The organism is Streptomyces malaysiense, from assembly GCF_000980885.2.
GTDB lineage: Bacteria > Actinomycetota > Actinomycetes > Streptomycetales > Streptomycetaceae > Streptomyces > Streptomyces malaysiense.
Window position 1 is genome coordinate 1 of record NZ_LBDA02000055.1, and the last position, 11,836, is coordinate 11,836.

10 protein-coding genes are annotated in these 11,836 nt (G+C 73.9%); 6 read left to right on the forward strand and 4 right to left on the reverse strand.

From position 1 onward, the window contains the following. The first annotated feature begins 58 nt into the window (after nucleotides 1–58). From VT52_RS23190 to VT52_RS23200, 3 genes are all read left to right on the forward strand, one after another. Nucleotides 59–1,012 carry a protein phosphatase 2C domain-containing protein gene (locus VT52_RS23190; protein WP_046424612.1) on the forward strand — a complete coding sequence of 318 codons (954 nt, stop codon included), beginning with the start codon at nucleotides 59–61 and terminating at the stop codon, nucleotides 1,010–1,012. Between the two features lie 106 nt (nucleotides 1,013–1,118). Then, entirely contained in the window at nucleotides 1,119–2,861 is a 1,743-nt protein-coding gene (locus tag VT52_RS23195) for a pyruvate dehydrogenase (protein WP_046424582.1), read from the forward strand. A gap of 555 nt (nucleotides 2,862–3,416) precedes the next feature. Then, the gene (locus VT52_RS23200; RefSeq protein WP_107481417.1) at nucleotides 3,417–3,809 is read left to right on the forward strand and encodes an ATP-binding protein; all 393 of its coding nucleotides are present in this window, start codon (nucleotides 3,417–3,419) and stop codon (nucleotides 3,807–3,809) included. A gap of 170 nt (nucleotides 3,810–3,979) precedes the next feature. On the opposite strand, the gene VT52_RS23205 is transcribed toward VT52_RS23200, so the two are convergent. Then, nucleotides 3,980–5,047, reverse strand: a complete 1,068-nt coding sequence (locus VT52_RS23205; protein WP_046424580.1) for a DUF2637 domain-containing protein — start codon at nucleotides 5,045–5,047, stop codon at nucleotides 3,980–3,982. 418 nt (nucleotides 5,048–5,465) lie between these two features. Here VT52_RS23205 and VT52_RS23210 point away from each other — a divergent pair, with 418 nt between their 5' ends. After that, complete coding sequence (locus VT52_RS23210) at nucleotides 5,466–6,179, forward strand: GntR family transcriptional regulator (RefSeq protein ID WP_079175209.1); 714 nt, start codon at nucleotides 5,466–5,468, stop codon at nucleotides 6,177–6,179. A gap of 660 nt (nucleotides 6,180–6,839) precedes the next feature. Here VT52_RS23210 and VT52_RS23215 read toward each other — a convergent pair. The 3 genes from VT52_RS23215 to VT52_RS23225 form a co-directional block, all read right to left on the reverse strand. Then, nucleotides 6,840–7,373, reverse strand: a complete 534-nt coding sequence (locus tag VT52_RS23215) for a DUF2231 domain-containing protein (protein ID WP_046424578.1) — start codon at nucleotides 7,371–7,373, stop codon at nucleotides 6,840–6,842. A 90-nt stretch (nucleotides 7,374–7,463) separates the two neighbouring features. Beyond that, nucleotides 7,464–8,231: a hypothetical protein gene (locus tag VT52_RS23220; RefSeq protein WP_046424576.1), complete on the reverse strand. Its 768-nt coding sequence runs from the start codon at nucleotides 8,229–8,231 to the stop codon at nucleotides 7,464–7,466. 165 nt (nucleotides 8,232–8,396) lie between these two features. Continuing rightward, a complete protein-coding gene (locus VT52_RS23225; RefSeq protein WP_046424575.1) occupies nucleotides 8,397–10,079 on the reverse strand; it encodes a PucR family transcriptional regulator in 1,683 nt (560 codons plus the stop codon). Between the two features lie 293 nt (nucleotides 10,080–10,372). Between VT52_RS23225 and VT52_RS23230 the strand changes: the two genes are divergently transcribed. Next, nucleotides 10,373–11,263, forward strand: a complete 891-nt coding sequence (locus VT52_RS23230) for an FAD binding domain-containing protein (protein ID WP_046424573.1) — start codon at nucleotides 10,373–10,375, stop codon at nucleotides 11,261–11,263. Then, nucleotides 11,263–11,835, forward strand: coding sequence for a (2Fe-2S)-binding protein (locus VT52_RS23235; protein WP_046424572.1), 573 nt, complete (start codon nucleotides 11,263–11,265; stop codon nucleotides 11,833–11,835). Before VT52_RS23230 ends, VT52_RS23235 begins: the two co-directional genes overlap by 1 nt. Nucleotide 11,836: the final 1 nt, after the last annotated feature.

The following is an 11,836-nucleotide window of genomic DNA, read 5'->3' on the forward strand; positions in this document are numbered from 1 at the left end:
ATCCTCCTCCGCCCCCGAACCTCCCTCGGTTGCCGAGCCCGCCTCGGCCCTCGACTTCGTGGGGTCCGGACCGCCCACCTACGACCCCGAGCCCACCGCCCTCCCCGGCGCCGAACCGGAGGAACTGGCGGAGCTGGTGGCGGACACGGTCCTGGACGGGGCCCGGTACGGGACGTGGACGCTGCGGTCGGTGTCGCTGCGCGGGGACTCGGCCCGCTACCGGGGCGAGCCGCGCCGGGACGCGCTGCTGACCGCGCGGTTCGGGACCGGCGAACACGCGCTGGTGCTCGTCGCCATGGCCACCGGCGCCCGCGCCACCCCCGAGGCGCACCTCGCGGCGGCCGAGGCGTGCCGCTGGATCGGCCGGGCGGTGGGCCGCAGCCACCGGCGGCTCGCCGAGGACATCCGGGCGACCCGGCGCGCCGACCTGAAGGCGGGCCTGCACCGGCTCGCCGACCGGAGCCTCGGCCGGCTCCGCGCGAGCGCCGTCGAACGGGGCGCGGGAGCCGAGGAGTACACGGCCACCCTGCGCTGTCTGCTGCTGCCCGCCGACCCGCACTGCCGTGCCCGCGTCTTCTTCGGCGTCGGTGACGGCGGCCTCTTCCTGCTGCGGGACGGCATCTGGCGGGACATCGAGCCGCGCGCCACGGCGGAGCAGCCCCCCGCGCCGCCCGGCGCTCCCGAGCCCGGTGCGGACGACGACCGCCTCACCCTCGACCTCGGCGTCCCCGCCCCGCCGGACCCGTACGAACAGCCGCCCGAGCCGCCGTCCCCGCCCGCCCCCGAACCCTTCCGTTTCCAGGTCTCGCTAGCCCGCCCGGGTGATGCGCTGCTGATGTGCACTCCGGGCCTGGCGGAGCCGCTGCGCGGCGAGCCCGCCCTGAGCGCCCATCTGTCCCGGCGCTGGTCGGGCCGCCGCGCGCCCGGCCTCGCCGCGTTCCTCACCGACGCCCGGGTACGGGTCAAGGGCTACGCCGACGACCGTACGGCCGCGGCCCTGTGGGAGGCGTGACCGGCCCGCGTATGCCTCCATGGAACCGGGGCACCACGCACGGGTCCGGGGACGGGTCCGTGACCCCGCACGGATCCCGGACCCCGGAAGGGGCAGACGAGAGAACATGGCCAGGCAGAACGTCGCCGAACAGTTCGTCGACATCCTCGTCCGCGCCGGCGTGCGCCGCCTCTACGGCGTCGTCGGCGACAGCCTCAACCCGGTCGTGGACGCCGTCCGCCGCCACTCCCGCATCGACTGGGTGCATGTCCGCCATGAGGAGACCGCCGCCTTCGCGGCCGGCGCCGAGGCCCAGATCACCGGGAAGCTGGCCGCCTGCGCCGGCTCCTGCGGCCCCGGCAACCTGCACCTCATCAACGGCCTGTACGACGCCCACCGCTCCATGGCCCCCGTGCTCGCCCTCGCCTCCCACATCCCCTCCAGCGAGATCGGCCTCGGGTACTTCCAGGAGACCCACCCCGACCGGCTCTTCCAGGAGTGCAGCCACTACAGCGAGCTGATCTCCAGCCCCAGGCAGATGCCCCGGCTGCTCCAGACCGCCATCCAGCACGCCGTCGGCCGGAGCGGGGTCAGCGTGGTCTCGCTGCCCGGTGACATCGCCGCCGAACCCGCCCCGGAGAAGGCCGCGCAGAGCGCCCTGGTCACCTCCCGGCCCACCGTCCGCCCCGGTGACGCCGAGATCGACGCACTCGTGGAGATGATCGACGAGGCCGGCAAGGTCACGCTGTTCTGCGGCAGCGGCACGGCCGGGGCGCACGCCGAGGTGATGCGGTTCGCCGAGAAGATCAAGTCCCCGGTGGGGCACGCCCTGCGGGGCAAGGAATTCATCCAGTACGACAATCCGTACGACGTCGGCATGAGCGGGCTGCTCGGCTACGGCGCCGCCTACGAGGCCACCCACGAGTGCGATCTGCTGATCCTGCTCGGCACCGACTTCCCGTACAACGCCTTCCTGCCCGACGACGTGCGGATAGCCCAGGTCGACGTGCGGCCCGAGGTGCTCGGCCGGCGCTCCCGGCTCGACCTCGCCGTGTGGGGCGATGTGCGCGAGACGCTGCGCTGCCTCATCCCGCGGGTCGAGGAGAAGACCAGCAGGCGCTTCCTGGACCGGATGCTGAAGAAACACGCCGACGCGCTGGAGGGCGTGGTCAAGGCGTACACCAGAAAGGTCGACCGGCACGTCCCGATCCACCCCGAGTACGTGGCCGCGGTACTCGACGAAATCGCCGACGACGACGCGGTGTTCACCGTGGACACCGGCATGTGCAACGTCTGGGCGGCGCGCTACATCTCGCCCAACGGCCGCCGCAGGATCATCGGTTCGTTCTCGCACGGCTCGATGGCCAACGGGCTGCCCATGGCGATCGGCGCCCAGTTCACCGACCGGCGCCGGCAGGTGGTGTCGATGTCCGGTGACGGTGGGTTCACCATGCTGATGGGGGACTTCCTGACGCTCGTGCAGCACGATCTCCCGGTCAAGGTGGTGCTGTTCGACAACTCCGCGCTCGGAATGATCGAACTGGAGATGATGGTCTCCGGACTGCCCGCGTACGGCACCGTCAACGTCAACCCGGACTTCGCCGCCGTGGCCCGCGCGTGCGGGGCGTACGGGGTGCGGGTGGAGAAGCCCAAGCAACTCGCCGGCGCGCTCAAGGACGCGTTCCGGCACAAGGGCCCGGCCCTGGTGGACATCGTCACCGACCCCAACGCCCTGTCCATCCCGCCGAAGATCAGCGCCGAGATGGTCACCGGGTTCGCGCTGTCCGCCTCCAAGGTCGTGCTGGACGGCGGGGTCGGCCGCATGGTCCAGATGGCCCGCTCCAACCTGCGCAACGTGCCCCGGCCCTGACACCGTCCGGACCCCCCTGACACCACCCGGACCGGGGAGCGGATTTCGGCCAGTTTCACGGCCCGTGACGACATGCCGACCGGCTGTGCCGGGCGCGGCGGTCCGGCCGTCACGGGGCGTCAGCGGCGTCAGGTGGCTGCCCGGAAGGCCGCCCGGGGGCCTCCGCGGCCATCCCGCGCCCCGGTGCGGCGGGCCCCGGCGGTGGCCGAACCGCCGGTCATCGGGCCGATGCCAGGACTGGCCGTTGGTCCACTGGGCAAGCATCCCCCCGTGAACGTGTTCGACCAGGAGGGGCAGGGTTCGAGCGGCGTGCGGGCGGGGGCCATGAAGAGGCAGGCACGAGGGGGCGGTCCCGTGACCACCGGGACCCCCTGCGCGGAACCGGGGGACGGTACGGAGGAGACCCCGGGGGAAGTTCCCGGCGGCGTCCGGGAGGCGGTGGGCACCGTGCGGGCAGCGGGTCCGGTGCCGGGCGCGGCGGAGTCACCGGGGCGGCTGGTGCGGGTTCCCGCCGGCGATCGCCCACGGGAGGCGCGCGGCGGGCGCGGCCGGGTCGTGGAGCCGCCGCAGCGGCTGTGGCGCAGGCTCGGGCGGGCGGATCTGCGTTCCGTGCCCGAGGCGCGCCGGGAGCTGCGCGAGCTGCTGCGGGACTGGGGCAAGCCGGGACGCTCGGAGATCGCCGAGCTGCTCACCAGCGAACTGGTCACCAACGCGCTCGTGCACACCGACGACGACGCCGTCCTCACCGCGGTCCTGGCGCCGGGCGGACTGCGGGTGGAGGTGAGGGACTTCGTGCCCCGAAGACCCCGGGTGCGCACCCCCGACCCGGACGGCGACACCCACGGCCGTGGCATGGTCCTGGTGGAGTCCCTCGCGGACGCCTGGGGCGTACGGCCGCACGGGGTCGGCAAGTCGGTGTGGTTCGAACTGGGCGCCGAGGCGGCGTGAGCGACGGCGGTCGTGGGCCGGGGACGGGCAGGGGCCGGGGACGGGCACGGGGCGGTGACGGACATGGGCCGGGGGTGCGACCGCTCGGTCGCACCCCCGGCCCATGAGGGATCCGTGGCTCCTGGAGGCTCCTGGGGCCTCTCGTCCCGATCACGCCGGGCTCGCGGACCCTAGCCGAACTGCTGCTCCAGGTCCTTGAGCTTGCGCTCCAGGGAGTCCAGGCGGGGCAGGGCCATGGTGTCGTCCTCGGCGGTGAGGTCGACGGTCACCGGCTCGGGCCCTTTGGCCACCGGCTCAGACCCTTTGCGGACCGGCTGGAGGGAGGGACGGGAGGGCACCGGCAGAGCATCCGCGTTCGCTATGGCAGGCTCCGCGGAGGTGGCGCCCGAGGAGCCGCGCTCCACCGCCTGCACCTCGACCTGCCGGCCGCCGACCCGGTTCACGAAGCGGCCGTGGCCCCGGCTGATGGCCTTGAGCTGGGCGCGCTCCATCCGCTGCTGCTCGCGCCTGCGCTGGCGCGACTGCTCCTTCTGCCGGTTGTCCTCGCGGACCTCCTCGACCGCCTCGTCCAGGCTGCGCACGCCCTCCAGGAGCATCAGCGACCACGCCTTGTAGGTCTCGCGGGGCGCGCGCAGCCAGCGCACGATGCGGATCTGCGGCAGCGGGCGCGGCACCAGGCCCTGCTCGCGCAGCGCGGCGCGGCGGGTCTGCTTGAGCGCGCGGTCGAACAGGACGGCCGCCGACAGGGACATGCCGGAGAAGAACTGCGGGGCGCCCGCGTGGGCGACACCGCGCGGCGCGTGCACCCAGTTGAACCAGGCGGCGGCCGCGGCGAACAGCCACACGAGGATGCGGGAGCCGAGGGCCGCGTCACCGTGGCTGGCCTCGCGCACCGCGAGGACGGAGCAGAACATGGCCGCGCCGTCGAGGCCGAACGGCACCAGGTACTGCCAGCCGTCGGTCAGGCCCAGGTTCTGCTCGCCGAAGCCGACGAGGCCGTGGAAGGACAGGGCGGCCGCCACCGCCGCGCAGCAGAACAGCAGCACGTAGGAGGCGGTGCCGTAGATGGCCTCCTTGCGCCGGCGGCGCTCCTCGCTGCGCTCCCAGGAGTCGTCCGCACTCGCGTTCTCCCCGGAGGAGCGCTTGCCGCGCGCGAGCACCGCTACCGCCGCCACCATGCCCAGGAGCAGTACGGCGCCCGGAAGCAGCCAGTTCAGCGATATGTCGGTCAGTCTCATCAGGGGTCCCTTGCATTGGGATAGGGCGTAACGCCCGCCATATTGACCCACTCCGGGCGGCCCTCAGGGAGTTTCGGGGCAAGAGGCCGCCAAGAGGGTGCGAGGGGATGCCCGGGGACGGCGATCTGCTCGAACTGACGCATGAGGGGCGGGAGTTGAGTTCGAATAAGACTACCCGTACGGATGGTTCGACGGAAAGTTCCTGCGACGGGTGAGGAAGTTGTGAATCACCTGTCCGTGCGCGGCGGCCCGATTCGAGTTGATCTTAGTGGACCGCGGGGGTCCGCTCGTCCCCGATCGTCCTCGATCGACCTCGATCGAGTTTGACGTACCGCTCGGTACGTCTAGGGTGCTTGACGAACAACCGACAAGCCGTCGTCAATGACCCCAAGTACCGACAAGCCGCCAGGAGGACCCCGTGAGGCAGAGCGCGCAGGGCTCCGCGGCGGCGTACACGCACGGTGAGGGACTGGTTCCGGGCCCGCGCCGGCCCGAGGGCGAGCGGCCGGTGGTACAGCGCGCCTCGGTGCGCGGGCAGATCCTGGAGGCGCTGCGAACGGCGCTGGTCGCGGGCGAGCTGAAGCCGGGCGAGGTGTACTCGGCGCCGGTGCTCGGGGACCGCTTCGGGGTCTCGGCGACGCCCGTGCGGGAGGCGATGCAGCAGCTGGCCCTGGAGGGCGCCGTCGAGGTGGTGCCCAACCGCGGGTTCCGGGTGGTCGAGCGGGGGGCGCGGGAGCTGGCCGAGCTGGCGGAGGTGCGGGAGCTGCTGGAGGTCCCGGTGATGCTGCGGCTGGCCCGTACGGTCCCGGCCGCGCGCTGGGCCGAGCTGCGGCCGCTGGCCCAGGACACGGTCCGGGCGGCGACGTCCGGCTGCCCCGCGACGTACGCCGAGTCCGACCGCGTCTTCCACCGCGCGATGCTGGCCCTCTCCGGCAACGAGGAACTGGTCCGCATCGCCTCGGACCTCCACCGCCGTGCACACTGGCCCCTGGCCGGCGGCCCGGTCCGGCACGCCCGCGCGGACCTGCTCGCGGACGCGGCGGAACACGTGTCCCTGCTGGAGGCACTGGTGGCCCGGGACTTCGAGGTGGTACGGGAACTGGTGGCGGAACACTTCGCGGGCGCGGCCTGAGCGACCCCGCCGGGCTCGTGGCCGCACCGGGACGCGGGTCCTCCGGCCCCGTGGCCGTACCGGGACGCGAGCGCCGCCGGGCTCGCGGGCGTACCTGGGCAGGGGCGCTGCGGTCTCGTGGCCGTACCTGGATGGGGCTGCCGCTGGGCCCGTTGCTTGACCCGGACGCGTATGCCGCCGGGCTCGCGGCCGTACCGGGGAGGCGGGTGCCGTCGGCGCTGTGGCCGCACTCAGGCGTGGATGCCGGCGCTCGTGGCCGTACCGGGACGCGAGCGCCGCCGGGCTCGCGGGCGTACCTGGGCAGGGGCGCTGCGGTCTCGTGGCCGTACCTGGATGGGGCTGCCGCCGGGTTCGTAGCCGTACCGGGGAGGCGGGTGCCGTCGGCGCTGTGGCCGCACTCAGGCGTGGATGCCGGCGCTCGTGGCCGTACCCGGACGCGCATGCCGCCGGGCTCGTGGCCGTAACCCGGATGTGGATGCCGCCCGGCCCTCAGCCGCGCCGGGACGCGGGCGCCGCCGGCCCCGTGGCCGTACTCGGTCGGGGGTGCCGCCGGCTCGTGGCCGTATCCGGACGCGCACGTCGCCGGGATCGCGGCCGTACCCCGACGTGGATGTCGTCGCTGCCGAGGGGGCGCGGTTTCCCGCGCCCCCTCGGCGCGCGTTACGAACCGTCGCCGTCGTGCTCGCTGTGCGCCGACTTCGAGAACCCGTCGTGCCACGCCGCCTTCGCGCCGGAGTCGCCGATCCGGTACACGTCCACCACCGCGCCCACCGCGATGACCGCGGACAGCAGCCCGATGACGATCCGCACCGGCAGCGCGGACCAGCGCGAGCCGACGCGCTCCGTGCCCTCCGCCGTGCTCGCCGCGCGACGCAGGTCGCGGCCGGCCCACCACACCACCACGGCCAGTACGAACAGGCCCAGCGCCCACGGCAGCAGCCCGTCGCCCAGCTCGGTGTGCTTGCGCACCAGCGGGTCGTCGTCGACATGCCGCTCCAGCCACTCACCGGCGTTCGTCGTGAGCGGCACGCTGACCAGCGACACGAGGCCCAGTACGGGCAGCAGGACGCCGAGCCGGTGCGCGGCCCGCGGCCACACCGCCGCGGCGACCAGCGCGAGCGCGGTCAGCGGGACCAGCACCACGACGACATGGACGAGCAGGATATGGGCCGGAAGCCCGTTGATGAGTGTCATACGACGCTCTCCTGGAGTGGGGGGTCTCGGGACGCGCCACCCTGGCACAGCCGTCTCTCAGTTCCCTCTGAGTCCGCCCCGCCTCCCGGGTCACGCCGTGACCGGTCCCGCCGCCGGGGGCGCGAGCTGCGCCGCCAGCCATGTCGGCACGCCCCCCAGGAGCCGGAACAGCCGCCGCGCCTCGTCCCGCAGCCGGGTCGCCGCCGGTTCGTCCTCGGTGTCCGCCAGGGACACCAGCGCGGGCGCCGTGCCCACGAGGTACCCCAGCTCCTCCCGGATCCGCAGGGACTCCGCGAACCCGTGCCGCGCCTCCGCCAGCTCCCCGTCCCGCAGGGCGAGCCCGGCGAGATGCCGCCAGGTGAACGACAGCAGCAGTGGATCGGTGTGCGCGGTCGCGCCCGCGTGCGCCCGGCGGTACGCGGCCCGCGCCGCCTGCGGGGAGCGGGACAGGTTCTCCGCGAGCAGCCCCCGCCGGAAGTCCAGCAGCGCCCGCCCCGCCGCCCCGGGCGGGATCAGCGCCGCCGCCCGCCCCAGCGCGGCCCGCGCCTCGTCCACCCGGTCCCGGACGCCGTGCAGCGTCGCGGCGTACGCGAGCTGCCCGCGCTCGCACGCGGCCGCGCCCCGCTCCTCGTCGGTGTGCGCGAGCGCCTCCGCCGTACGCAGCGCGTCCTCCGCGTCCGCCCAGCCGCCCTCGGTGTACAGGCAGCGCTCGACCAGCAGCATCGCCCGTTGCAGCGCCGCGCCCGGCGTGTCCGGTGGCAGCAGGGCCGCGGCGTCGGCCCAGCAGGCCCGCGAGCGCAACCGCCATACCGCGGTCTGGAGCGGATCGTCACCGGCGGTCGTTCCGTTCCCAGACATGGCGGTATACGCCACGTTGACCTCCCCAGGCACGCCATCGGGCTGTTGAGTGGTGGCGGCATTCCAGCACCGATCGCCACACCGGGCCAAGGGGATGGGTGAAAGTTTTCACAAAGTCGTGGGGGTGCGGCGCGGACGTGATTCGTCCGCTTCGCCCCGCCCGGCTCAGCTCATCCGCAGTGCCAGGAAGAAATCGAGCTTGTCCTCCAGGCGCGACAGGTCCCGTCCCGTCAACTGCTCGATCCGCCCGACGCGGTAGCGCAGCGTGTTGACGTGCAGGTGCAGACGGGTGGCGCAGCGGGTCCAGGAGCCGTCGCAGTCGAGGAACGCCTCCAGGGTCGGTATCAGCTCCGCGCGGTGCCGGCGGTCGTAGTCCGTCAGCGGGTCGAGCAGCCGGGCCGTGAAGGCGCGGCGCACGTCGTCCGGGACGAACGGGAGCAGCAGCACATGGCTGGCCAGCTCCTGGTGCCCGGCCGCGCAGACCCGGCCGGGCCGGGCCGCCGCCACCCGGCGGGCGTGCCGGGCCTCCTCCAGGGCGCCGCGCAGGCCCTCCGCGGAGTGCACGGCCGCGCTGACGCCGAGCGTGAGCCGCCCGTCGCCGTCCAGGCCCGCGGACAGCGGCTCGCGCACCACCTGGAGCAGCGCGTCGGCGAGCAGCCCGGTCTCCGCGTCCTCACGGTCCGCGGCGACGGCCGGTACGGCGGGCAGCGGCACCAGCGCCACCGCCTCGTCCCCGGTGTGCGCCACGGCGATGCGGTCGGCGGGCTCGGGGCCGGTCGCCAGCGGGTCGACCAGCACCTCCTCCAGGAGGGACTGGGCCACCGGGCCGCCCTCGATCTCCTCGCCGTCCCACTCCACCCGGGCCACCACGACCTGCCAGTGCGGGGCCGCGCCGAGGCCGGGCAGCAGCACCGGCGCGGCCACCCGCAGCCTGGCGGCGATCTCGGCGGGCGCGGCGCCCGTCTGCACCAGTTCCAGGACCTCCTGGGCGAGCCGGCGCCGTACCGTACGGGCCGCCTCCCGGCGGTCGCGTTCCACGGCGATCAGCTGGGTGACGCCCTGGAGCAGGTCCATACGCTGGCCGTCCCAGTCGCCGGCGTCCGCCTCCACGGCCAGCAGCCAGTCCGACAGCACCGTCTCGCGCACATCGCGCGCGGCGCCCGGGGCACGCCCCGAGGAGCGGATCGGGAAGAGCGAGTACGTCGTACCGTCCAGCTGGACCCGGTGCGGGGAGCGCCGGCCGGTGCGGGTGGCGGCCAGGTGCTCGGCGGCCAGCCGGGCGCAGGTCCCGGCGGGCAGGCCGGGACCAGCCTCCTTGGAGCCGGCGATCAGCCGGCCGGTGGGGGAGAGCACCCAGGCGCGCAGGTCGAGGTCGGTGCCGAGCAGGTCGAGCACCACGTCGGGGCCGCCGCCCGCCGGGCCGGAGGTCATCATCCGGCGGTGCCGGTCCACCACGGCGGCCAGGTCCCCGGCGCGCTCGCCGGACACCTGCCGTACGACGTGCTCGGTGACGGTCGCGAAGGCCACCGACTCGTCCACCGCGAGCAGCGGCAGCCGGTGCTTGGCGCAGGCCGCCACCAGGTCCTCCGGCACCCCGCCCAGCTCGGCGGTGCCCGCCGCGAGGGCCGCCACCCCGGCCTGCACCAGCAGGCGTACGAACGGCTCGGAGTCCGCCCCGTCCCGCCGCCAGGCGAGTCCCGTCAGCACCAGCTCGCCGCCGGAGAGGTAGCGGCTCGGGTCCCGCAGGTCGGTCGTCATCACACCGCGCACCGAGCGGTCCAGCTCGTCCTCGCCGCCGAGCAGCAGCAGGCCCAGCGCGTCGGTGTCCAGCAGTGCGCGCAGCCGCATCTCGTTGCCGCCGTTTCTGTGTCTCGAAACCTACGATGGATCTTCGGAGGGTGACGGGGGAGTGGCCGTTTCCCCGGGAAAACGGAGAGGTTACCGATGTCCTCCGTTCATACGAATCTACAAGATGCTTCCCCTGGCCAGCGAACTCCTTCATGGTTTCGGTGACTGACCCCGTCGGAGTACACAGCGGTGTACTGGCTCCACTCCACGTCAAGACGACAGGAACGAGCCGGGCCCGCCGCACACGGATTGGCTCAAATCCGCAGAACCCAAGACGAAGAAGAGAGCCGGTCATGGACTTCCTTCGCCCCGCCAGCTGGGAGGAGGCGCTCGCCGCGAAGGGCGAGCATCCCACCGCAGTGCCGATCGCGGGTGGCACCGATGTGATGGTCGAGATCAACTTCGACCACCGCAGGCCCGAGTACCTGCTCGATCTCAACCGCGTCGGCGATCTCTACGAATGGGAGACCGGCGAGGACTCCGTGCGACTGGGCGCCTCCGTGCCCTACAGCACGATCATGGAACAGCTCCGTGCCGAGCTGCCGGGCCTCGCGCTCGCCTCGCACACGGTCGCCTCCCCGCAGATCCGCAACCGCGGCGGCGTCGGCGGCAACCTCGGCACGGCGTCGCCCGCCGGCGACGCCCACCCCGCCCTCCTCGCCGCCGGCGCCGAGGTCGAGGTGGCGTCGGCGGCGCGCGGCACCCGCATGATCCCGATCGACGCGTTCTACACGGGTGTCAAGCGCAACGCGCTGGAGCCCGACGAGCTGATCCGCGCCGTGCACGTGAAGAAGGCGGACGGCCCGCAGCAGTACTCCAAGGTCGGCACCCGCAACGCCATGGTCATCGCCGTGTGCGCCTTCGGCCTGGCCCTGCACCCGCGGACCCGCACCGTGCGCACCGGCATCGGCTCGGCCGCGCCCACGCCGGTGCGCGCCGAGGCCGCCGAGGAGTTCCTGAACGCGGCGCTGGCGGAGGGCGGCTTCTGGGACAACGGGAAGATCATCACTCCTTCCGTCGCCAAGCAGTTCGCGGACCTGTGCGCCGCCGCCTGCAACCCGATCGACGACGTCCGGGGCACCGCGAGCTACCGCCGGCACGCGGTCGGCGTCATGGCCCGCCGGACCCTGACCTGGACCTGGGAGTCGTACCGCGGCGCCCGCCGCACCGAGGGAGCTGCGTGATGCGCGTCAACTTCACCGTCAACGGACGCCCGCAGGAGGCCGACGACGTCTGGGAGGGCGAGTCCCTGCTCTACGTGCTGCGCGAGCGGCTCGGCCTGCCCGGCTCCAAGAACGCCTGCGAGCAGGGCGAGTGCGGCTCCTGCACCGTGCGCCTCGACGGCGTGCCGGTGTGTTCCTGCCTGGTGGCCGCCGGACAGGCCGAGGGCCGGGACGTGGTGACCGTCGAGGGCCTCGGCGACCACGCGCGGCAGCGGTCCTGCGGCGGCTCCGACGGCGTCCCGCTGGACGCGGCCAAGGGCTGGGCGGCCAAGGCCGGCACCGACTCCCAGGCCGGCGAGGGCGTCGAACTCGCCCCCATCCAGCAGGCGTTCATCGACGCCGGCGCGGTCCAGTGCGGCTTCTGCACCCCGGGCCTGCTCGTCGCCTCAGACGAACTCCTGGAGCGCAACCCCAACCCGTCCGACGCCGACATCCGCGAGGCGCTGTCGGGCAACCTGTGCCGCTGCACGGGCTACGAGAAGATCATGGACGCGGTCCGTCTGGCCGCCGCCCGCCAGTCCGAGGGGGTCTGAC